At 72.0% G+C, this 22,435-nt stretch carries 16 protein-coding genes; 11 read left to right on the top strand and 5 right to left on the bottom strand.

Features of this window, described 5'->3' with window-relative positions; translation table 11 throughout:
- The first annotated feature begins 17 nt into the window (after positions 1 to 17).
- The 8 genes from R2J75_RS04565 to R2J75_RS04530 are packed head-to-tail and all read left to right on the top strand — an operon-like array spanning position 18 to position 9,777.
- Complete coding sequence (locus tag R2J75_RS04565) at positions 18 to 1,133, top strand: polysaccharide biosynthesis/export family protein (RefSeq protein WP_243329463.1); 1,116 nt, start codon at positions 18 to 20, stop codon at positions 1,131 to 1,133.
- Complete coding sequence (locus R2J75_RS04560; protein ID WP_243329462.1) at positions 1,133 to 1,600, top strand: low molecular weight protein-tyrosine-phosphatase; 468 nt, start codon at positions 1,133 to 1,135, stop codon at positions 1,598 to 1,600. The genes R2J75_RS04565 and R2J75_RS04560 overlap by 1 nt, the downstream gene beginning before the upstream one ends.
- Positions 1,597 to 3,789, top strand: a complete 2,193-nt coding sequence (locus R2J75_RS04555; RefSeq protein WP_316411161.1) for a polysaccharide biosynthesis tyrosine autokinase — start codon at positions 1,597 to 1,599, stop codon at positions 3,787 to 3,789. Before R2J75_RS04560 ends, R2J75_RS04555 begins: the two co-directional genes overlap by 4 nt.
- 49 nt (positions 3,790 to 3,838) lie before the next feature.
- Positions 3,839 to 5,254 (top strand): oligosaccharide flippase family protein, encoded by a 1,416-nt coding sequence (locus R2J75_RS04550; protein ID WP_243329461.1) that lies wholly within the window; start codon positions 3,839 to 3,841, stop codon positions 5,252 to 5,254.
- On the top strand, positions 5,251 to 6,234 hold the full coding sequence (locus R2J75_RS04545) for a glycosyltransferase family protein (RefSeq protein WP_243329459.1): 984 nt from the start codon (positions 5,251 to 5,253) through the stop codon (positions 6,232 to 6,234). The genes R2J75_RS04550 and R2J75_RS04545 overlap by 4 nt, the downstream gene beginning before the upstream one ends.
- The gene (locus tag R2J75_RS04540; RefSeq protein ID WP_243329458.1) at positions 6,231 to 7,343 is read left to right on the top strand and encodes a glycosyltransferase family 4 protein; all 1,113 of its coding nucleotides are present in this window, start codon (positions 6,231 to 6,233) and stop codon (positions 7,341 to 7,343) included. Before R2J75_RS04545 ends, R2J75_RS04540 begins: the two co-directional genes overlap by 4 nt.
- Positions 7,340 to 8,635 (top strand): O-antigen ligase family protein, encoded by a 1,296-nt coding sequence (locus tag R2J75_RS04535; protein WP_243329456.1) that lies wholly within the window; start codon positions 7,340 to 7,342, stop codon positions 8,633 to 8,635. The genes R2J75_RS04540 and R2J75_RS04535 overlap by 4 nt, the downstream gene beginning before the upstream one ends.
- Positions 8,632 to 9,777, top strand: coding sequence for a glycosyltransferase (locus R2J75_RS04530; RefSeq protein ID WP_316411160.1), 1,146 nt, complete (start codon positions 8,632 to 8,634; stop codon positions 9,775 to 9,777). Before R2J75_RS04535 ends, R2J75_RS04530 begins: the two co-directional genes overlap by 4 nt.
- A gap of 131 nt (positions 9,778 to 9,908) precedes the next feature.
- On the opposite strand, the gene R2J75_RS04525 is transcribed toward R2J75_RS04530, so the two are convergent.
- Positions 9,909 to 11,291 (bottom strand): right-handed parallel beta-helix repeat-containing protein, encoded by a 1,383-nt coding sequence (locus R2J75_RS04525; protein ID WP_316411159.1) that lies wholly within the window; start codon positions 11,289 to 11,291, stop codon positions 9,909 to 9,911.
- A gap of 149 nt (positions 11,292 to 11,440) precedes the next feature.
- Here R2J75_RS04525 and R2J75_RS04520 point away from each other — a divergent pair, with 149 nt between their 5' ends.
- Entirely contained in the window at positions 11,441 to 13,465 is a 2,025-nt protein-coding gene (locus tag R2J75_RS04520; RefSeq protein WP_316411158.1) for an Ig domain-containing protein, read from the top strand.
- On the opposite strand, the gene R2J75_RS04515 is transcribed toward R2J75_RS04520, so the two are convergent.
- Positions 13,466 to 14,092, bottom strand: coding sequence for a PilZ domain-containing protein (locus R2J75_RS04515; RefSeq protein ID WP_243329438.1), 627 nt, complete (start codon positions 14,090 to 14,092; stop codon positions 13,466 to 13,468).
- 220 nt (positions 14,093 to 14,312) lie between these two features.
- Between R2J75_RS04515 and R2J75_RS04510 the strand changes: the two genes are divergently transcribed.
- A complete protein-coding gene (locus tag R2J75_RS04510; protein ID WP_316411157.1) occupies positions 14,313 to 18,857 on the top strand; it encodes a beta strand repeat-containing protein in 4,545 nt (1,514 codons plus the stop codon).
- Positions 18,858 to 18,897: 40 nt separating this feature from the next.
- Positions 18,898 to 19,431, top strand: coding sequence for an acyltransferase (locus R2J75_RS04505; RefSeq protein WP_243329437.1), 534 nt, complete (start codon positions 18,898 to 18,900; stop codon positions 19,429 to 19,431).
- 6 nt (positions 19,432 to 19,437) lie between these two features.
- Here the strand turns inward: R2J75_RS04505 and R2J75_RS04500 are convergent, their stop codons facing one another.
- The 3 genes from R2J75_RS04500 to R2J75_RS04490 all read right to left on the bottom strand — a co-directional run bounded on the left by R2J75_RS04500 (position 19,438) and on the right by R2J75_RS04490 (position 22,374).
- On the bottom strand, positions 19,438 to 20,640 hold the full coding sequence (locus R2J75_RS04500; protein ID WP_243329434.1) for a DegT/DnrJ/EryC1/StrS family aminotransferase: 1,203 nt from the start codon (positions 20,638 to 20,640) through the stop codon (positions 19,438 to 19,440).
- A gap of 79 nt (positions 20,641 to 20,719) precedes the next feature.
- Entirely contained in the window at positions 20,720 to 21,421 is a 702-nt protein-coding gene (locus R2J75_RS04495) for an HAD family hydrolase (protein WP_243329432.1), read from the bottom strand.
- A complete protein-coding gene (locus R2J75_RS04490) occupies positions 21,409 to 22,374 on the bottom strand; it encodes an ATP-grasp domain-containing protein (RefSeq protein ID WP_316411156.1) in 966 nt (321 codons plus the stop codon). The genes R2J75_RS04495 and R2J75_RS04490 overlap by 13 nt, the downstream gene beginning before the upstream one ends.
- Positions 22,375 to 22,435: the final 61 nt, after the last annotated feature.

Here is a 22,435-nt window from a genome sequence, read left to right as displayed (position 1 = left end):
ACCTTCCCGGAGCCGCCATGTCCCCTGCCCTGACCCCCCTGGCCTTCGCCGCCGCCGCCGGTCTCCTGCTGTCCACCGCCTGCCAGGCACCGGGCATGAAGTTCAACGCCCGCCCCGGCGACAAGCCCACCCGCCAGGAAGAAGGGGGCCTGAACGTCACCCTCCGCCGGCTCGACCCCGAGGCGGTCCGGACCCAGGTCCGGCCCACCCCCGCCGCGACCCTGTCCGACCTGCTCGTGGACGCGCCGCCCGCCTACCGCATCGGCCCCCAGGACGTCCTCCTGGCCACCGTCTGGGATCACCCCGAGATCACCCTGGCCCTCGGCCAGTACCGCACCGACAACGCCACCGGCAGCCTCGTGGACGAGGAGGGCAGGATCTTCTTCCCCTACGTCGGCCAGCTCTCCGTGAAGGGCCTCACCACCGGCCAGGCCCGGGCCAAGCTCACCGCCGAGCTGGCCAAGGTCCTCCAGAATCCCCAGGTGGACCTCAAGGTCCTGGCCTTCCGCTCCCAGAAGGTCTTCGTGGGCGGCGAGGTCAAGACGCCGGCCTCGTACAACGTCACCGACGTGCCCTTCACCCTGGCCGAGGCCATCAACCGGGCCGGTGGCTTCACCCCCACCGCCGACGACAGCCGCCTCACCCTGACCCGCGGGCCCCGGTCCTGGACCCTCAATTTCCACGCCCTCATGACCCAGGGCGGCCTCGGCTCCCGCGTCCTCCTTCAGGACGGCGACACCCTCATGGTCGCCAGCAACGTGGAGAGCCCCATCTACATGATGGGCGAGGTGCAGAAGCCCGGCACCCTGCCCCTCGTGCACGGCGCGCGCAGCCTGGCCCAGGCCATCTCGGACGCCGGCGGCATCGTCGGGGCCTCCGCGGACGCCCGGTCCATCTACGTGATCCGCAAGGGCGCCACCGACCGGGACGTGGACGTGTGGCACCTGGACGCCCGCAATCCCACGGCCATGATGCTGGCCGACGCCTTCGCCCTGAACCCGAGGGACATCGTCTACGTCGACGCCGGCACCTCCGTGCGCTTCAACCGCGTCATGAACCTGATCCTGCCCACGGTCCAGGCGGTCACCAACGTGGCCACCTCCGCGGCCACGGTCCACTACTTCAGCAAGTGATGCTCCCCGGCCGCCCTTCGAGCATCCTCGTGCTCTGCGAGGGCAATCATTGCCGGAGCCCCCTCGCCGAGGGCCTGCTGCGCCAGGCCCTGCCCGGCGTGCAGGTGGCCTCGGCGGGGCTGGCCTGCACGGAGGGCTGGGGACCCCACCCCCTGGTGGTGCAGTTCATGGGCAACCATGACATCGACCTGACCCGCTTCCGCAGCCGGGCCTTCCAGCCGGCCATGGCCGAGGCCGCCGACCTCATCCTCGTCATGGACCGGGACCAGCAGGCCTGGTGCGCCTCCCTCGCCCCCTCCGCCCGGGACCGCATCCACCTCCTGGGCCACTGGCTGGAGCCGGCGCGGCAGGAGATCGAAGATCCCTACCGCAAGCCCCATGACGTTTTTATCATGGTCTATCGAACCATTGTCGATGCTGTGGCCGCTTGGCGGACCCACCTGCTTCGCCTTCCGGAAGCCCCATGAGCCCTACGTCCAGTCCGTCCACCCCCCCACCCCGGCGTCCCGTCCGCACCGCGGAACCTGAAGCCCTGCCCCTGGGCGACTGGCTCGCCGACCTCTGGTCCGGGCGCTGGCTCATCCTCGGCTGCACCGCCGTGTTCACCCTGGGCGGAGGCTTCCTCATCTGGCGGGCCACACCCATCTTCCAGGCCGAGAGCATCCTGCAGCTCAAGGAAAAGCCCGGGCCGGGCCAGGACACCTCCGCCGTCTCGAAGCTGGACGCCACGGGCCAGGAGCTCACCGAGCCGGGCACCGAAGTGGAGATCCTCAAGACGGACCTGATCCTGGGCCGGACCGTCCAGGCCCTGGACCTGGACCTGCGGGCCGAGCCCAAGCTCCTGCCCCTCATCGGGGCCCCCCTCATCCGGGGCCGCGCCGACGCCCCGATCCTGGACCTGGAAACCCTCAAGGTGCCCGAGCGCCTCAATGGCAAGGTGTTCCGGGTCACGGCCCTGCCGGGCGGCGCCTTCCAGTGGTCCTCCCCCTCCGGCGCCCCCCTCGCCATCGGGCGCCCCGGCGAGGAGATCCAGGGCCTCGTGGACGGCGACGTGGTCCGGCTCAAGGTCAAGGCCATGACGGCCCGCCCCGGCCAGGTCTTCCGGGTCTTCCGCAAGCCGCTGCCGGCGGCCATCGCCGACCTCCGCAGGGGCTTCGACGCCTCCGAGCGCGGGAAGGGCACCAACGTGCTCGCCCTCACCTTCCGCGGCCCCCATCCGGTCAAGACCGCGAACATCCTCAACGCCATCGTCAACCAGTACATCCAGTACAAGCTCGACAAGAGGACCGGGGACGCCACCAAGACCCGGGCGCTGCTGGAGGCCAAGATGGCGCCCCTCAAGGCCAGCCTCGACGCCGCCGAGGCCCGCCTCAACGCCTACCGGACCAAGTACGGCTCCGTGGACCTGTCCAAGGAGGCCGAGACCCTCCTCCTCCAGGGGGCCAACCTCAACAGCCAGATCACGGCCCTGGAGCAGAAGAAGCAGGAGACGCTGCGCACCTACAAGGAGAACGCGGACGTCGTCGTGACGATGAACAAGCAGATCGAGAAGCTGAAGGCCGAGGCCGCGGGGTTCCAGGCGCGGATGCGCAGCCTCCCCTCGACCCAGCAGGAAGTGGTCCGCCTCAGCCGGGACGTCCAGGTCAACACGGAGCTCTACACCGCGCTGATGAACAGCGTCCAGCAGCTCCAGGTGACCGGCGCCGCGGACGTGGGGGCCATCGCCATCGTCGTGCCCGCGGCCGTGAACCCCGAGCCCATCGGCGCCCGGGGCTCGGTCCTGCTCGCCTTCTACGCCAGCCTCGGCTTCATGGCCGGGATCGCCCTGACCGTCCTCCGCCACCTCCTGCACCCCGGCATCAAGGACCACCGGCTCGTCGAGTCCAAGCTCGGCATCCCGGTCCTGGTGACGGTGCCCCACAGCCGGGACCAGGAGGGCCACGCCAGGTCCCTGGAGCAGCGGCGGAAGGGCGTGCACCTCCTCGCCTACCAGAACGCCGACGACCTCGCGGTGGAGAGCCTCCGCAGCCTGCGGACCTCGCTCCTCTTCATGCTGCGGGACAAGCATCCCCGCACCCTCATGGTCACGGGACCCAGCCCGGGAGTCGGCAAGTCCTTCCTGAGCACGAACCTCGCCCTGATCCTCACCCAGACCGGCACCCGGGTGCTCCTGGTGGACGCCGATCTCCGGCGCGGCATCCTCCACGCCTACTTCGGCCTGCCCACGCGGCAGGGGGGCCTCTCCGACGTGCTGACGGGGCGCGCCCCCTGGCGCGAGCTCGTGAAGGAGACCGCCGTCGCGGGCCTCGACGTCCTGCCCACCGGCCTCATCCCCGGGGATTCCGCCAAGCTGCTCCTCACCGAGACGTTCAGGACCTTCGTGGAGGAGGCGGGCGCGGCCTACGACTACGTCATCTTCGACGTTCCGCCCCTCCTGCCGGTCACCGACGCCATCCTCATCGGCGCCTTCATGGAGACCACCCTCCTGGTGGCGAAGTTCGGCAAGACCTCCCTGGACGAGCTCGCCGTCTGCCAGCAGCGCCTGGAGGCCCACGAGATCAAGGTCGCCGGGTGCATCTTCAACGACATCGAGCCGCTGGGCCTGGGCTACGGCCACCAGGACTACACCTACGCCTACCACTACAAGTACAAGTGAGGACCCGAGGCATGCGGACGCGCTCCCGAAGGGCCCCCGGAGGCCGGCCATGACGCCCCGCCGCCCCGGCTTCATGCGCAGCCTGGCCTCCCTGGCCGGGGGCGCTGCGGCGGGCCAGATCGTGGCCGTGCTGGCCTCCCCCGTCGTGACGCGCCTGTACACGCCCGCCGAGATCGGGGCCTTCAGCGTGTTCTCCACCCTGGCCATGCTGCTCAACAGCACCAACTCGCTGCGCTACGAGATGGCGATCCCCATGGCCGAGGACGAGGACCGGGCCCGGCACCTGGTCTGGCTCTGCTTCCTGCTCGTGGGGGGCTTCAGCGTCCTCCTGGCGGGCGCGTCCTGGGCCTGGGGCCCGGCCTTCTGCGGTCTCGTCAAGGTGCCGGACCTCGTGCCCCACCTGTGGATGCTCCCCCTCACCGTGGCCGCCGCGGGCGCCTACGAAGCCCTCAATTTCCAGGCCATCCGCCGCCAGGGCTTCGGGGCCCTCGCCCAGGCCCGGGTCGCCCAGGGGCTGGGCATGTCCGGCGTCCAGGTGGGCGCAGGCTTCCTGGGGGCCGGCACGGTGGGCCTGGTGGCCGGGGACCTGGCGGGGCGGGTCCTCTCCGTCCTGCGCCTCCTCCGGCGGGACCTGTTCCAGGGGCCCTTCCCCTGGCAGGGCGTCCGGAAGGCCGCCAAGGACTTCGACCGCTACCCCAAGTACATGGCCGGGGCCTCCATCCTGAACCTGGCGGCCATCCAGGTGCCCTTCCTCCTGATCCCCCTCTACTTCGGGGCGGACATGGCCGGGCACTACTTCCTGGCCTACCGGACCCTGTTCCTGCCCGCCAGCTTCGTGGGCACGGCCATCAGCCAGGTGTTCCTGGGCGAGGCGGCGGAGCGGGCCCGGGAGGGGGAGGACCTGGGGCGGCTCACCTCCCGCATCTTCCTGCTCCTCGCCGCCGTCTACCTGCCCGTCTACATCATCTGCACCGCCGGCGCCGGCGTCCTCTTCCCCGCCGTCTTCGGTCCCCGCTGGAGCGAGGCCGGCCGCTTCGCCCAGATCCTGGCCCCCATGACCCTCCTGTGGAGCCTCGCCCGGCCCATCTGCGGGATGCTCCTCGTGCGGGACCGGCTCAAGGAGAGCCTGGCCTTCACGGTCTTCGAGCTGGCGGCGACGGTGGGGGCCATCTGGGCCGGCCACCTGTCGGGATCGGTGGAGCGCACCGCCCTCTACGTCTCGGGGGCCGGCCTCGCGGTGTCCATCACCTCCATCGGGCGGTTCCTCCACGCGGCCGGGGTGCAGTGGGGCCCCGTCCTCCGGGTCTTCGGCACCCTCACGGCCTTCAGCGTGCCCCTCGGCCTGCTGGTGGCGGTGGCCGCGCGCACGGGCTCCTCCCTGGTCACCCTGGGGGCCGCGCTGGCCGGCTTCGCCGCCGTGGGCCTCGCCACGTTCCGCTTCCTTCGCCGGGAGGGCCTGCTGTGATCCGCCTCCTCATCCTCGGCCAGCCCTACTGGTCCAACCGCTTCGCGGCCCTCGCGGCCCGCATCCCCGGAGGCGCCGAGGCCCGCTTCCTGGCGCCCCGGGAGGTCTTCACCCGGGAAGGGCGGGCCTGGGTCCGCCAGGCCGACGTCTTCCTCCGCATGGGCTACCGCCCCGGCGCCCCCACCTGGCGGGGCCGGGCCTTCGACGCCCTCTGGGCCCTGCTCCGGCGGCTCAACCCCCGGGCCCGGGCCGCCCACTACTGGATCGGCACGGATGTGCTGAACACCCTCGAGGATTTCCGGGCCGGCACCCTCCGGAAGGGCCCCCTGGCCCGGTCCCGGGCGGACCTCCACTGGGCCGACGCCCCCTGGCTGGTGGACGAGCTGCGGGAGGTGGGCCTCGAAAGCCGCTACATCGCCCTCCCCGTGCCCCTGGAGGACGTGTCCGTCCCGGAGCGGCTGCCCGAACCCTTCACGGTCCTGACCTACATCCCGGACGGCCGGGCCGAGTTCTACGACGGCCCCTCCCTCCTGCAGGCGGCCCGGGCCCTCCCCGACGTCCGCTTCGAGGTCATCGGCGGCACGGGCACCTGGGTGGAGCAGCCGCCGCCCAACCTGAGCTTCCACGGCTGGCAGGTGGATGTGCGCCCCTTCCTGGAGCGGGCCACCGTGGTGGTCCGCCTCGTGCGCCACGACGGCATGGGCGGCACGGTGCGCGAGGCCCTCCAGGCTGGCCGGATCGTGCTCTACTCCCACCCCATGCCCTGCGTGACCCGGGTGCCCTTCCAGGACCCCGCCGCCCTCACGGCGGAACTGGCCTCCCTGCGGGACCGGTTCCGGCGCGGGGAGCTCGCCCCGAACGCGGAGGGCCACGCCTACGTCCTGGCCACCTTCGACCTGGCGACGTGCCTCGACGCCTACCGGCGCGACCTCGATCACCTCCTGGGCCGGACCCAGGCCGCCGCGGGGACCCGCCCATGAAGCCCAGGATCCGGCGCCTCGCCTACCTCTGCATGCAGGCCACCCGCGAGGGGCAGGCCTCCTACGCCCACGTGAACGAGATCATCGCCGGCCTCCGCCGGCGCGGCGTGACCGTGGACCTCTTCGAGCCGCCGCGCCGGGAGGGCTCCCAGGGCCTCGCGGGCCGTGCCTGGGGCTTCCTGACGGTCCAGCTGCGCCTCGTGGCGCGCCTGGCGGACTACGACGCCGTCTACCTCCGCGGCCACTTCGTGGCCGCCCTGGCGATCTGGGCGGCCAAGGTGCTGCGGATCCCCCTGGTCATCGAGGTGAACGGACCCCACGAGGACGTCTACACCATGTATCCCTGGACCCGGCGGTTCGGGGGCTTCCTGCGCGCCCTGACCCGGCACCAGCACCGCATCGCCGACGCCATCGTCACGGTGACCCCGCAGATGGCCCAGTGGGTGAAGGACGACTGCGGCGCGGAGAACGTCCACGTGGTCCCCAACGGCGCCAACCTGGACCACTTCCGGCCCGGCCTCCGCGACGCCCGGGCCCCCGGGGGCCCCTACGCGGTGTTCTTCGGGGCCTTCTCGCCATGGCAGGGCATCGCCACCATGCTGGCCGCGGTGCGCCATCCGGACTGGCCCGCGGGGATGAAGCTCGTGCTGGCCGGGGACGGCACGGAGCGTCCCGCCGTCGAGGCCGCGGCCCGCGAGGACGGGCGCGTCGTCTACGCCGGCGTCCTCCCCTACCGGGAACTGGGCGGCCTCGTGGCCCCCGCGACGGTGGGCCTCTGCGTCAAGGACGACGGCGGCACCCACGCCGCGACCGGATGGAGCCCCCTCAAGCTCTACGAGATGATGGCCACCGGCATTCCGGTCGTCGTGACGGACCTGCCGGGGCAGTTCGAGGTGGTGGAGGCGGCCCGGGCCGGGCTCGTCCTCCCCCCCGGGGATCCGGGGGCCCTCGCCCGCGCCGTGGCGCACCTGGCCGCGCACCCCGACGAGGCCCGGGCCATGGGCGCCCGGGGCCATGAGCTGGTCGCCAGGGAGCACAGCTGGGACCGGCGCGGCCAGGACACCCTGGAGGTGCTCGAGGGCGTGGCCCGGGGGGCGTCCCGGGCATGATCCGCGTCCACCTCGTCCTCCTCAGCGCCGTGTGCGCCGCCGTCTACCAGGAGCGGCTGGTGCTGAAGCTCGCCACCGGCGGGCGCGGCATGGTGCTGATCATGGACCTGCTGATGCCGCTGTTCGCGTTCTTCGCCGTGGCCCTGCCCTTCCGCGGGGAACTGGTCCGGATGGCCCGCAACACGCGGTTCTGGGCCTTCTTCCCCTTCCTGCTCCTGGCCTTCCTCCTGCCGCTCCTGGGCGTGGCCTTCATGCACTTCCCGGCCCGCTCCGCCTACACCTCGTACACCGCCCTCCTGCCCATGGCCTACCTGGCCTTCGGCTACATCGGGGCGGGCATGGACGCGCGGGTCGCCACCTGGGCCCGGCGCTACCTGCTGCTGGCCGTCGTCTCCCAGATGGGCCTGGCCCTGATCCAGAGCCTGGGGGAGCTGGGCTCCCTGCCCAGCTTCCTCGGCTGGATCCGGGAGTGGGATCTGGCCTTCAAGGACACCTACCAGCCCGACAACCTGATCATGGGCCGGTCCACGGGCTTCTACCTGAATCCCAACTCCCTGGGCATCTGGGCCCTGCTGGCCTTCTGGACCTGCTTCCACGCCCTGGAGGGCCGCGCCCGCACCGTGGGCACCGTGGCCGCCGCCCTGACGGTGCTCCTCTGCCAGTCCCGCGGCTCCCTCGCCGCGCTCCTCGCCAGTGGCTTCCTCTACGCCGTGATCTGGATGAAGGACCACGCCACCCGCAGGGAACGCCTGAAGGCCACCCTGCTGGCCGTGATGCTGGCGGCCCCCCTGGCCGTGGCCTTCCTCCCCGGGGTCGGCGACGCCTTCCTGGGCCGGGCCCAGGACCTGCCCTACGTGGGGCCCGCGGTGGCGCGCTACACCTCCGGCGCCCGCATCCTGAGCCAGGGCGCCAAGGCCGACGAGAACTTCCAGGAGCGCACCGAATACTGGCGCATCGCCTTCGACTACCTGGCCAACCACCCCTTCGGGTCCCTCGGTTCCCCCGAGATGGTCATCAAGCGCCCCTCCGACAATCAGTACGTGGCCATCCTGGAGCAGGGCAGCTTCTACTACGAAGCCGCCCTCCTCGCCGTGTTCCTGGCCGCCATCACCCAGCTCCGCAGCCGGAGCCGGGCCTCCCGGGCCCTGGCCACGGCGGCCCTGGCCTACGCCATCAACGGCATCAGCGCCGTCCCCTTCCAGTACTCCGCCTCCCACCCCTTCTGGATCCTGGTGGGGGTGTACCTGGCGGAACGGGAGGCGCGGGAGCCCGCCGAGGAGGACCTGCCGTGACCCGCCTCCTGATCGTCACCACCATCGAATGCACCCTGCGGGGCTTCCTGCTCCCCTACGCCCGCCACTTCCGCTCTTTGGGCTGGCAGGTGGACGGCCTCGCCAAGGGGGCGACCCAGGACGAAGCCTGCCGGGCGGCCTTCGACCACTGCTTCGAAGCCGACTGGTCCCGCAACCCCCTGCGCCCCCAGGGCCTCTTCCGCATGCCCGCGGCCATCCGCCGGGTGGTCGAGGCCGGGGGCTACGACCTCGTCCACGTGCACACCCCGGTGGCGGCCTTCCTCACCCGCTTCGCCCTCCGGGGCCGCTTCCGGCCCGCGGGCACCCGGGTGGTCTACACGGCCCACGGCTTCCACTTCCACGACCGGCAGGGCGCCCTGGCCAATGCGGCCTTCGCCGGCCTGGAGCGTTTGGCGGGGCCCTGGACCGATCGCCTCGTGGTCATCAACCGCACGGACGAGGCCGAGGCCCTCCGCCGGGGCATCGTGGACGCGGACCGCCTCCGCTACATGCCCGGCATCGGCCTGGACCTGCGCCAGTACGACCCCGGCGCCGTGTCCCCCGAGGCCATCGCCGCCTTCCGGGCCTCGCTGGGCCTGGGACCCCAGGACATCCTCTTCTGCATGGTGGCCGGCTTCCAGCCCGGCAAGCGCCACCGGGACCTGCTCCAGGCCCTGGCCGACCTGCCCGATCCACGCATCCACCTGGCCCTCGCCGGCCAGGGTCCCCTCCAGGAGACCTGCCGCGCCTGGTGCCAGGCCCGGGGCCTGGCGGGCCGGGTGCACTTCCTGGGCGAGCGCAAGGACATCCCCGTGGTCGTCCGCGCCTCCCGGGCCCTCGTGCTGCCCTCGGAGCGGGAGGGCCTCTCCCGCTGCGTCATGGAGGCCTTCGCCCTGGGCGTGCCCGTCATCGGCGCCGACGCCCGCGGGGTCCGCGACCTCCTGGACGCCTGCGGCGGGCTGAAGGTGCCCGTGGGCGATCCCCCCGCCCTCCGCACGGCCCTGGAGCGCCTCGCCGCCGATCCCGACGGCGCGCGGGCCCTGGGCGAGGCCGCCCGCGCCCGGGCGACCCAGTTCGATGTCCCGAACCTGGTGGCCCTCCACGAGGCCCTCTACCGGGACCTGGGCGTGCCGGTGCCCTGAGCCCGGATCCAGCCGTCGAGGACTCGGCGCGTGCAGGTCAGGCGCGCACCTGCCCGACCAAGGGCTGGCCCTGCGGAAACGGGGATGGACGCATATGGGAAGGATGAACGGGGAGGGCCCTGATCCAGCCTTCAGCGTCGGCCGGCGGCGCGGCGCCGCCGGGCGATCCAGGCCGCCCCGGCGACCCCCCCCAGGAGGGCCGCCCCCAGGGCCACCAGGCCGGAGGGTCGGTTGCTGAGGCGGGGATGGCCCGCCCGGCCCTCGAAGCGGTTCCCGGCCAGGCTGAGGAGCAGGGCCAGGGCGCGGGGGCTCGCCTGCACACCCCAGGCCTGGGGCTCCCCCCCGAAGTCATTGCCCTCCAGCCGCGCGCGGCCGCAGGCTTCCAGGCGCACGGCGGGGTGGGCCCGGGGCTCGCCGGCCGAATTCCCCTGGAACCGGCAGCGGATCACCTCGGCCCCCGGGCACAGGCGGGCCCAGAGCCCCTCCCGCCGGGCCCCCTCCACCCGGCAGCCCTCCACGCGGAGCGCCCGGATCCGGTAGGCGGAGATGCCCGAATCCCCGGCCCCCTGGACCACGTTGTCCCGGAGGAGCACCGGCGCCGGGCTCTCATCCACGGAGATGCCGCAGCGGCCCGAATCCAGCACCCGGTTGCCCTCGATGCGCACAGGGCCGGAGGGGCGGGCGATGTGGATGCCATTGCGGTAGGCGGCCAGGCTGGAGCGGAGGCCCGTGCCGACGATGGTGTTGTCCCGCAGGAGCCCGCGGGCGTTGAGGCCCAGGGTCAGGCCCCAGCAGTAGCCCCAGTCCCGGTTGCCGCAGCCCACCACGCGGTTGCGCTCGAAGCGCGCCTCCACGGGCGGCAGGCCCGGCTCGGACTCCACGTGGAGACCGCCGGTCCCGCAGTCCTCCACCTGGTTGTCCAGGTACACCGCCTCCAGCGGTCCCCCGGCGCGGTGTTCCGGGTCCACATCGCTGGTGCAGCCCATGCGCCCGTTCCCGCGGCTTTGGTTCCCCGCGAAGACGAGCCGGCGCACGGGAATGCCGATGAAGCCGTCCCGGGCGTTGGCCAGGAAGACGCAGCGCTCGACCCGGGCCTCGTCCACGTCCTTGGCGTAGACCCCGTCCACGGGCTGGCCGTGGCTGTCGTCCGGCAGGCTCCCGGTGGGGGGGACGCCACAGGCGGCCACGCGCACGTCCCGCAGGCGCAGGGCCCGGATCCCCACCGCCTCGAGGCCCGCGGCGGGAAGGCCGCCGCCGTCCAGGTCCAGCCCCTCGAAGGCGGCTTCCACCCCGGCCCCCGCCACCTCGAAGAAGGGGCGGGCCCCGGCCCGGGCGACGTGGGTCCGGTCGATGCCCGCGCCCCGCACCGTCAGGCTCCGGGTGACCCGGATGCCCTGGAAGCGGAGGCTGCCCGCCTCCAGGACCAGGGTCCCGCCGGGAGGGAGGGCGTCCACCCGCCGCTGGATCTCCGCGGAGGCGTCCGGGGCCTGGGCGCTCAGCCAAACAGCCGGCACCAGGGCCAACCACGCTAGAAACGGCAGGATACGCAATGGCGCTCCCAGGAAAGGACCGGAGATCCCGGACGCGGATGCTGGAATGTTCATAATCATAGCCACGAAACGCACCCGTCGCGGCTAGACTTGCACATCACCTGGGGGGCCCCATGTCAGGAACCATGTTCGGGGGGGGCCACCTGCGCAGGCGCCTGAGCCAGGGGGGGCGGGCGCTCCTCCTGGCCGGCCTGGCCTTCCTCGCCGCCTGCGGGTCCGGCGACGCCGGCGGCACGGCGCCCAGCGGCCTGGCCTATCCATCGGGCACCCTGCAGGCCACGGTGGGCACGGCCATCACCCCCGTCGTCCCCACCGTCCAGGGCACCGTGGACGCCTTCGCCGTCTCCCCCAGCCTCCCCGCGGGGCTGAGTCTGGCCTCCGCCACCGGGACCCTGTCGGGCACCCCCACCGCCGCCTCCCCCCTGGCCGCGTACACCGTCACGGCCCGCAACAGCCACGGGGCGACCTCCACCCAGGTGCAGATCCAGGTGGCCGCCGCCAACGCGCCCCCCAGCGCCCTCACCTACCCGACGGCCCTCATCAGCGCCACGGCCGGCCTGCCCATCGCCCCGGATGTCCCCACGGTGTCGGGCACGGTCACGCGCTTCACCCTTACGCCCGACCCGCCGGCGGGTCTGGCCCTGGACCCGACGACCGGCGTGCTGTCGGGCACCCCCACCGCCCCCTCGGCCCTGGCCGCCTACACCGCCACCGCCCTGAACGCGTACGGATCCACCACGGCCACCCTGCGCATCCAGGTGGCCGCGGCCGGCACCGCCCCCTCGGGCCTGGCCTACGCGGCGGGGCCCGTGGCCGCGACGGTGGGCGTCGCCCTCAGCCCCCTCGCGCCCACGGTGACGGGCTCGGTGACGGCCTACGCGGTCCAGCCGGCGCTGCCGGCGGGCCTCACCCTCGATGCGGCCACCGGCGTCCTCGCCGGCACCCCCACCGCCGCCTCGGCCCTGGCCGCCTACACCGTGACGGCCTCCAACCCCTACGGAGCCACCCAGGCGACCCTGCAGATCCAGGTGTCGGCGGCCCCCGCGCCCTCCCAGCGGCTGCTGCTCATCCAGGGCGTCCCGCCCACCTCGGACGTGGTCCTGGCCAAGCGGGCCAACCTGGAGGCCGCCCCCTTCGATGGCCTCGTCTTCGCCCTCAAGGCGGGCCGGGTGGTCTTCCGCACTACGGCCTACACCGCGTCGTCCCTGGCCGCCGACACCGTGAACGTGCCCCAGATCAACTCGGCGAAGCTGACCACCAACTACCTGCTGATGCGGGGCGGCCTGGACGCGGGCTTCGATCCCTTCAGCGATGCCCACTGGACCACGGCCCTGGCCAACGTGACGGCCTTCGCCCAGCAGGCGAAGGCCGGCGGCCTGGCGGGGGTCGCCTTCGACCCGGAGGCCTACCCCAACCAGGGCCAGACCAGCTTCTTCGACTACCGCGCCTACGACGCCTCCGCCCACACCTTCCAGGCCTGCCAGGCCAACGCGCGGCGCCGGGGCCAGCAGTTCATGACGGCCATCCAGACCGCCTATCCCGGCTGCGATCTCTTCTGCTTCGGCTCCCTGAGCCTGCTGCGCAACGGGACCCTCCAGTTCTGGGCCAGCAGCGCCTTCCCGACCCACCCCTACGGGCTCATGCCCGACTTCCTGAACGGGATCCTGGACGTGGCCGCCGGCGGCATGACCGTCACGGACGGGTTCGAGGCGACGTACAACTTCTATCGGAGCACCTGGTACGCCAACCTCCGAAACCTCGTCCTGACCACGGGCCCCTCCCTCCTGGACGCCGCGGTGCGCGACCGCTACGCGGCCCAGGTCCGGCTGGGCATGGCCATCTACCTGGACGCGACCTTCGACCAGAACAACAGCGCCGCGGATCTGGCCCACTGGCTGGCCGCGTCCGACCGGCCAAGGTTCCTGGACTACCAGGCCTTCTGGTGCCTCACCGACACCTCCCGGGTCGTCTGGGTCTATGCCGAATCCACGGACTGGGTGAACCGGTCGGGCATTCCGGACGGGGCGGAAGCCGCCCTCCTGGACGCCCGCGCCAAGGTCGCCAACGGGCAGCCCCTCGGCATGAACCTGGATCCGGTCCTCCAGGCCGCCGCGGCCGCGGGCGGGTTGGAGTGGTGATCAGGCGGGCTGCTTCGCGGCCCTGAGCTTGCGGATGAAGCCGAGGATCGCCACATCCATCGTGGGCTGCAGGACGAAGAGCCAGAACCCGGCGTACAGGAAGCTCAGGGAGATCTTGAGCCACACGGGCCACGGCTGGAAGGCGGCCCGGGCGAACCACACCGGCGCGACCGCCAGGGGCAGGGAGGCGGAGAAGGTCGAATAGAAGACCGTCTTGAAGGTGCGGCGGCTGACGCCCAGCAGGTGCTCGCAGCCGGCGTTCCGCTCGTTGCGCCCCACCTGGAAGTAGGTGAGGTAGGCGCTGATCACGCCGCCCGCCTTCTCCGGCGCGCCCGTGAGGATCTTCAGGCTGGAGGGGCTCAGCTCCTGCGCGAACTTGAGGGCCGTGCCGCCGTCGTCGTTGCGGACCACCGTCCCCATCGCCTGGACGCGCTGGGCGGCCAGCGTGCGCAGGCTCACGTTCCACTGGCTTCCGACGGGCAGGGAGGGCGTCGCGCTGAGCAGCACGCCGCCGAGGCTGACGTTGAGGACCACGGCGTAGATGCCGAGGCGTCCCTTGCCCTTGATGCGGATCTCTCCGTGGGCGGGGAGGCGTTCATGGCGGCGCTTGTCGACGGGGGAGCTCACGGGAACCTCCGGGGGCTTTGAACTGTCCATTCCGAATCCGGCCGGACAGGGCCTGGCACATCCTAGGTCATTTCGGCATAAAAAGCTAAAACCATGAGAGGACTTCGAGATTCAAAGAAAAAAGCGGGCGGAAACCACAATAATCCCTTAATGTTAATGGCGCCTGTTTTTCTGGCCGATATATAGAGGTTCGCAGCCGGGTACCCGCTCCGGAGGGCATATGCGCGCTGGAAGCATTCAAATCAGACTGCTTGGAATTCTTGCGATCGGCGCGGCCTGCTCCATCATCGCCTGCAGCGGCGGGGGAGGAACCGGAGGAACGGCGACCATCGCCACCACCCCGACGCCCGTCAGCACGCTTACCCTCACCTTCCCGCAGACCTCCGTGACCATCACGGAAGGCGAGCCCATGAGCCCCATCCTGGTGCCCACCATCACGGGCACCTACACCTCGGTCTCCATCACGCCCGCCCTCCCGGCCGGTCTCACCCTGGACCCCACCACCGGGGTCATTTCCGGTACCCCCGCCGTCACCACGGACGCCATCGAGTACACGGTGACGGTCACCAGCAGCACCACGTCCGCCTCCGCCAAGGTGCGGATCCGGGTCTCCTCCGCCGCGCCGTCGGCCCTCACCTACCCCACGGGCGTGGTGTCCGGCACCGTGGGCCAGGCCCTGCCCCCGATCACGCCGACGGTGGTCGGCACGGTGACCTCGTATACCAGCAAGCCGGCCCTACCAGCGGGCATCCAGCTGAACAGCACGACCGGCACCCTGTCCGGTACCCCCAGCGCGGCCTCGGCCACGGCCAACTATTCCATCATCGCCTCCAACTCATCCGGCCAAGCGACGGCCACCCTCGCCATCACCGTCGCCGCCGCCCTCGCCGCGCCCTCGGGGCTGGCCTACGCGCAGCCCGTCGTGGCCGGCACGGTCGGGGTGCCCCTCACGCCCGACGTGCCCGCCGTCACGGGCTCGGTCGCTTCCTGGTCCATCAGTCCCGCCCTGCCGGCCGGGCTTACCTTCGACCCCGCCAGCGGCCTGATTTCGGGCACGCCGGCGGCCACCTCCCCCAGCACGGTCTACACCATCACCGCCGCCAACGCCTCGGGGAGCACCACCGCCCAGGTGACCCTCTCCGTGGCCGCCGCCCTCGCCGCCCCCTCCGCCCTCACCTACCCCACCGGCACGGTGGCGGCCACCGTGGGCCAGGCCATCCCGCCCCTCACGCCCACCGTCGTGGGCACCGTGACCGCCTACACCACGTCGCCCGGCCTGCCGGCGGGCCTCAGCCTGGATAGTCGAACGGGCACCCTGTCCGGCACACCCACCGCCGCGGCGGCCACTGCCGCCTACTCGGTCATTGCCTCCAACTCAGCCGGCCAGGCCACCGCCACCCTGTCCATCACCGTCGCCCCCGCCCTGGCCCCGCCCTCGGGCCTGACGTACGCCCAGCCGACCCTGGCCGCCACGGTGGGCACGCCCGTCAACCCCGACGTGCCCACGGTGACCGGCACCGTGGCCTCGTACGCCGTGGCCCCGTCGCTGCCGGCGGGCTTGGCCCTCGACCCGGTCACCGGCATCCTCACCGGCACGCCCACGACGGCCACGCCCGCGGCCGTCTACACGGTCACGGCCGCCAATGCCGCCGGGTCGACCACCGCCCCGGTCACGGTTTCCGTCGCCACGGCCCTCAGCGCCCCCACCGCCCTGGCCTACACGCCGGCGACCCTCACGGCCACCGTCGGCACGCCCTTCGCGTCGGCGGCGCCCGCGGTGACGGGGACCGTCGCGTCCTACACCATCTCCCCCGCCCTCCCCGCGGGCCTCGCCCTCAACGCGGCCAACGGCGTGATCTCCGGAACGCCGACGGCGGCCTCCGCCGCGGCGACCTACACCGTCACCGCCACCAATGCCGCCGGGTCGACCTCGACGACCCTGACCTTCGCGGTGCAGATCCCCGCGCCTTCGGGCCTCGCCTATGCACCCTCCACGCTGACGGCCACCGTCGGCACGGCCTTCACCTCGTCCGCGCCCACCGTGACGGGCACCGTCACGTCCTACGCCATCTCCCCCGCCCTGCCCGCCGGCCTCGCCCTCAGCGCGTCCACGGGCGTCATCTCGGGCACCCCCACCGCCGCCGCCGCCACCGCCTCGTACACCGTCACCGCCTCCAACGCCACGGGCTCGGCCCGGGCCACCCTGTCGCTCACGGTCCAGGTGGCCGCCCCCTCCGGCCTCGCCTATGCGCCTTCCACGCTGACGGCCACCGTCGGCACGGCCTTCGCGTCGGCCGCGCCCACCGTGACGGGCACCGTCACGTCCTACGCCATCTCCCCCGCCCTTCCCGCGGGCCTCGCCCTCAGCACGTCCACGGGCGTCATCTCGGGCACCCCCACCGCCGCCGCCGCCACCGCCTCGTACACCGTCACGGCCACCAACGCCACGGGCTCGGCCCGGGCCACCCTGTCGCTCACGGTCCAGGTGGCCGCTCCCTCCGGCCTCAGCTACGCGCAGCCGGTCCTGGCCGCCACGGTAGGCAAGGCCATCACCCAGGACAACCCGACGGTCACGGGCACGGTCTCCAGCTGGAGCGTGTCCCCGGCCCTCCCCGGAGGCCTGGTCCTCAACGCCTCGACCGGCGTGATCACCGGCACGCCGACGACGGTCACGGCCTCGGCCGCCTACACCGTCACCGCCGCCAACGCGGCCGGCTCCACCACCACGACCCTCACCATCTCGGTGGCCAGCGCCCTCCAGGCCCCCACCTCCCTCGTCTATCCGAAGACCAGCATCGTCGCCGTCGTGGGCCAGACCCTCGCCGCCCAGACCCCCACCGTGACGGGCACGGTGGACTACTACACCGCCTCCCCCGCCCTGCCCTCGGGCCTGGGCTTCAGCGCCTCCACCGGCACCATCTCCGGCATCCCGGCCACGGCCACGGCCGCCACCGCCTACACCGTCACGGCCACCAACACCGCCGGGTCCACCACCGCGAACCTCACGATCACGGTCAATCCGGCCGCTCCCACCTCCCTGAGCTATCCCCAGACCACGATCGCCGCCACCCAGAACAGCCCGATCACCGCCGACGTCCCCACCGTCACCGGCACGGTGACCGCCTGGTCCATCTCGCCGGCCCTGCCCGCCGGCCTTTCCTTCAGCACGACCACCGGCGCCATCTCCGGCACGCCCAGCGCGGCCTCCGCCGCCGCGACCTACACCGTGACCGCCGCCAACATCACGGGCTCCACCAACGCGACCGTGACGATCTCGGTGGCCGCCGTCCTCGTCGCGCCCACGAACCTGGTCTACGCCCAGCCCACCCTGACCGCCACGGTGGGCACGGCCTTCGCCTCGGCGGCGCCGACCGTCACCGGGACCGTCACCTCCTATTCGGTGACGCCGACCCTGCCCGCGGGCCTCTCCATCAGCGCCACCACGGGCGTCATCAGCGGAACGGCCCTCGCCACCGCCTCGGCGGCCTCGTACACCGTCACCGCCACCAACAGCGCCGGCTACACGAGCACGACGATCACCGTCTCCGCCGTGACCGGCTCCTCCAGCAGCGGCGGGATCGCCGGCTTCATGGGCCTCTTCCAGCACTTCCCCTCCACCTCGATGTACGCCTCGTCCAGGACCCCGGCCGCCATGACCGCCAATCCCTGGATGCGCGGCGCCCGCTACTGGGTGGGGGTGGAGAACCTCACCATGGAGACCTCCTACTCCCTGGCCACCTGGAACAGCGACGCGGCCAATGTCTCCGGCTACACCAGCCCCCTGGACGAGGTGATGGTCCGCATGACCTCCAATCCCTCCTCCACCTGGAACATCCAGAACGCCAACTCCACCACCTACATGGACAACGTGGTCGCGGGCGTGGTGAACGTGGCCAAGGCCGCCGGCTCCCAGAGCTTCATGCTGGACTGCGAGAACTACCAGACCACCGTGATGATGTACAACTACAACCAGACCTCCGGCGGCAGTCCCATCCTCAACAGCCCCACGGTCTCCCGCGCCACCATGTGCGCCAACATGCGGGCCTTCGGCAAGGCCTTCGGGACGAGCCTCTGGAGCCGCGTGCCCAACGCCCGGCTCTACCTCTTCTTCGGCAGCACCGCCGTCATCGACTGGACCAACGGCGGAACCGGGATCCCGTCGTCCATGCCCGATTCGGCCTTCGCCACCGACCCCTGGTACAACATGCTGCCCTACTTCTGCCTCGGCCTCCTCGACGCCTGCCCCTCCACGGGCCGCATCGTGGACTACGTGGAGCTGAGCTACTACAACTTCAGCGGCCTGGCTTCCATCAAGCGCAACATGACGGCCAGCAAGAACTGGGTCTCGATCTTCTTCCCCACCGAGACCGACGCCATCGCCAAGAGCGCGACCTGCTGGGTGCCGGTGCCCCTCATCTTCGCGAACCCCTATTTCGACGCCAGCTACGGCACCATCTACCCCGGCGCCTACTTCGTGAAGTCCACCACCGACCAGCAGAACTACTTCACCCGCAACCTGGTCTACTGCCTGCAACAGACGCCCGCGGGCTTCATGCCGGGCCTCTACGTGGAGAACTACGATCCGTGGGGCCTCACCGGCACCGTGAGCAACATGCCCGCCAGCTGGCAGACCTGCCTCACCAACGCCATCAACGTCTACAAGGGCACGACGACGCTGGACAACCTGTTCAACACGACGACCCTCTACAACACCCTGAAGAGCAACCTCTCCGTGAATTCCGCCTGGGTGGCGGAGTGCCAGTAATCCCTGGCAGGCGGGCCGGCCTCATGGGACCATGCCTCCCATGAAAGCCCTGCTCCGCCTGCCCGCGTTCATGCTGTACTACGCGTTCGCCCGGCACCTGCCCGGCTCGGCCCGGGCCTATGCCTTCGGCGCGGGCGCCCTTCGCCGCTTCCTGGCCCGATTCCTCCTGGACGGGGTGGGCGCCGGGGCCAACATCGAACACGGGGCCGACTTCGGCAGCGGGCGCGGCATCCGCGTGGGCAAGCGATCCGGCATCGGCGTCAACTGCCGGGTGGGCGGGCCCCTGGACATCGGCGATGACGTGATGATGGCCCCCGGGGTGGTGATCCTCACCCAGAACCACCGCTTCGACGACCTGACCGTGCCCATGCTGGACCAGGGCTACGTGGGCGGCGGGGCCGTGGTCATCGAGGACGATGTGTGGATCGGCACCAACGCCATCATCCTGCCCGGGCGCCGCCTGGGCCGCGGGTCCATCATCGCCGCCGGCGCCGTGGTGACCAAGGACGTCCCCCCCTACGCCATCGTGGGCGGCAACCCGGCCCGGCTCCTCCGTTCCCGGAAGCCGCAGTAGATCCGTTCAGCGCGAGGCCTGCCCGAAGACCTCGGCCATGGCGGCCTCGGTCTCGCCCAGGTTCGTCTCCGTCAGGTTGGGGTGGATCTGGAACATGAGGCTCGTCTCCCCCAGCTCCCGGGCCACGGGCAGGGTGGGGAAGGGCCCGTAGGGGCTGTCCGTGAAGGCCTTCTCCAGGTAGATCTCGCTGCAGGAGCCGCTGAAGCTGGGCACGCCCCGCTCGGTCAGTTCCGCCAGGATCCGGTCCCGGGTCCAGCCGGGCTTCAGGCCTTCGGGCCGGACGAACACGTAGGCCTTGTAGGCCGCGTGCCCGATCTCCGCCGGGGCGGGGGTGGTGCGCAGGCAGGCGAAGCGGCTCCAGAGGGCGTTGAAGCGCGCCAGGTTGGCCCGGCGGAGGCGGGTCCACTCCGGCAGCTTGGCGAGCTGGACGCGGCCGATGGCGGCCTGGAGCTCGGTCATGCGCCAGTTCGTGCCGAAGCTTTCGTGGAGCCACCGGAACCCGGGGGCGTGGGTCCGGTTGTACACGGCGTCCCAGCTCTTGCCGTGGTCCTTGAAGCTCCAGGCCCGCTCCCAGAGGGCGCGGTCGGAGGTGGTGACCATGCCGCCCTCCCCGCCGGTGGTGATGATCTTGTCCTGGCAGAAGGAGAAGGCGGCCATGTGGCCGAGGGATCCCACCGGACGGCCCTTGTACGTGGCGCCGTTGGCCTGGGCGCAGTCCTCGATGACCTTGAGCCCATGGCGCTCGGCCAGCTCCAGGATGGGATCCATGTCGCAGGGCCAGCCGGCCAAATGAACAGGAATGACGGCCCGGGTGCGGGGGGTGATCACGCGGGCGATCGTCTCCGCCGTGATGTTCTGACTGACGGGATCCACGTCCGCCAGGACGGGCACGCAGCCGCGCATGACGATGCAGCTGGCGCTCGCGATGAAGGTGCGGGGCGTGGTGATGATCTCCGAGCCGGGCGGGATGTCCAGGGCGTAGAGGGCCAGTTCCAGGGCCGAGGTGCCGTTGCAGACGGCCACCGCGTGGGGGACGCCGGCGGCCGCCGCGTACTCCCGCTCGAAGGCGCGCGTCTCGTCCCCGGTCCAGTAGTTCACCTTGCCGGAGGCCAGGGCCCGGGTCACGGCGTCCACCTCATCGGGCGCGTAGAAGGGCCAGGGCGCGTAGGGGGAGATCCGGGTGACGGGGGAGGCGGGTTGTCCGTTCATGGTTCCTTCGCTGGGGGTGGTTCCGCTGGGGGTACCTTAGCGAAAGCCGACCGGCTTTCCCATCGATTTTTTCAACACTTTAGCGTGTATTTACAAGCCACCCCGCATCCCAGCTCGCCAGAATGGCCTGGAGACCGGCCGCACCCCGGCCGACCGCGTCCGCCTCCACCGTGGCCGGGCCGCAGGGCACCTGGCCCGGATGGACCACCCGGACGGTGCGCCAGCCCCGGGCGCGGGGGGCCTCGAAATCCTTGGCGGGGTTGTTGGCGACGTAGACCAGGGCCTCCGGCGGCAGCCCCAGGCGCCGCTCCGCCTCCTCGAAGGCCCGGGGATGGGGCTTCCAGTAGGCCCGGCCCCAGGTATCGGTGAACCGCACCGGGTCGAACCAGCGGGGGAGGTCCAGGGCCGCCGCCTTGCGGACCTGGGCGTCGAGCCAGCCGTCGCTGATGAGGGCCAGGCGGAGGCCCCGGGCGGCGGCCGCGTCCAGGAGGCGCGCCATGCCCGGGTAGAGCCGGAGGCCGGGGACGTGGGTCCGGTAGACCTCCACGAGGCGGGCCGGCCCGCAGGTCACCTCCGGGTGGCCGGCCAGGAGGTCGTCGAAGAGGCGGCCACGATCGCCCCGCAAGTGGGCGGTCCAGAGCCGGAGGAACACCGCCTCCGGGTCCAGCCCCGCCTCCGCCCGGAGGAACCGGGCGACGGCCTGGAACCCGCTGCGCACGTACGCGGCCTCCGGGTAGAGCGTGTCGTCCAGGTCGAAGACGAGGGCCTTCACAGGGGCCACGGGAGCCGGTCCAGGAAGATCTCCGTGTAGTGGCGGGTCATGTAGAGGCCGCGCCGGTACGCCCCCAGGCTCGGCGCCACGGGGCGCCCTTCAGCCAGGTCCAGGATCCAGGCGGGGTAGTCGCCTCCGGCGGCCCGGGCCAGGGGGAAGCCGCCTCCGAAGCGCGGGTTGATCTCGGTGAGCACGGGCCCCCGGGCCGTGAGGAAGGCCTGCAGGGTCAGGGGCCCCCGGGCGCCCAGCCGGGAGCACACCCCGAGGATCCCCCCCAGCCACGCGTCCAGGTCCGGGAGGTCCAGGGTGACCCCCTGGATGGATTCGCCGCCCAGGGTCCGGATGCGCTCCCGGGGGACGTAGTGGAGGGGCCGCCCGTCGAAATCGAGGAAGGCGTCGATGGTCACTTCCCGGCCGTCCAGGAGTTCCTGGAGGATGGGATCGGGCACCTGGGGCAGGAGGCGCGGGAGGTCCGCCGCGGGCGCCGCATAGGCGTGCAGACTGGCGCTGCCCCGGCGGGGCTTCACGAAGACCTGGTCCAGATCCGGGGGCGCGGGCATCCCGGGCAGCCAGGAGCGCGGCACCGCCACCCCCGCGCCCGCGAAGACTTCGGCGGTCCGCCACTTGTCCATGCAGATCTCGATGAAGGCCGGCTGGGAGATCACGGGCAGGATCCCCGCGGACCGGAAGACCTGGGCCTCATGGGCGAGCACCGGCAGTTCGGTGTCGATGGTGGGGACCACCACCCGCACGCCCTCGGCCCGGCAAAGCGCCAGGAGGGTGGCCAGGTAGTCGGGGTGGGTCACCTTGGGCACCTGGAAGGCGCCGTCCGCCAGGGCGCAGGTGGGCGCCAGGGCATCCACGTCCGCGACGAGGACCCGCCCTCCGCGCGGATGGGCAGCCGCCTTGAAGGCCTCCACGAGGGAGGATCGCCGGCCAGCGCTGGTGATCAGGATGTTCAACCCGCCTCCTGGACACGGCAGGCAAGGGTTGTCCGGCCGGTATCTTCTCCACATATGACAT

This window comes from Mesoterricola sediminis, from assembly GCF_030295425.1.
GTDB classification, from domain to species: domain Bacteria; phylum Acidobacteriota; class Holophagae; order Holophagales; family Holophagaceae; genus Mesoterricola; species Mesoterricola sediminis.
The sequence above is the reverse complement of the archived record's forward strand: the minus strand, read 5'-3'. Positions and strand labels throughout refer to the sequence as shown.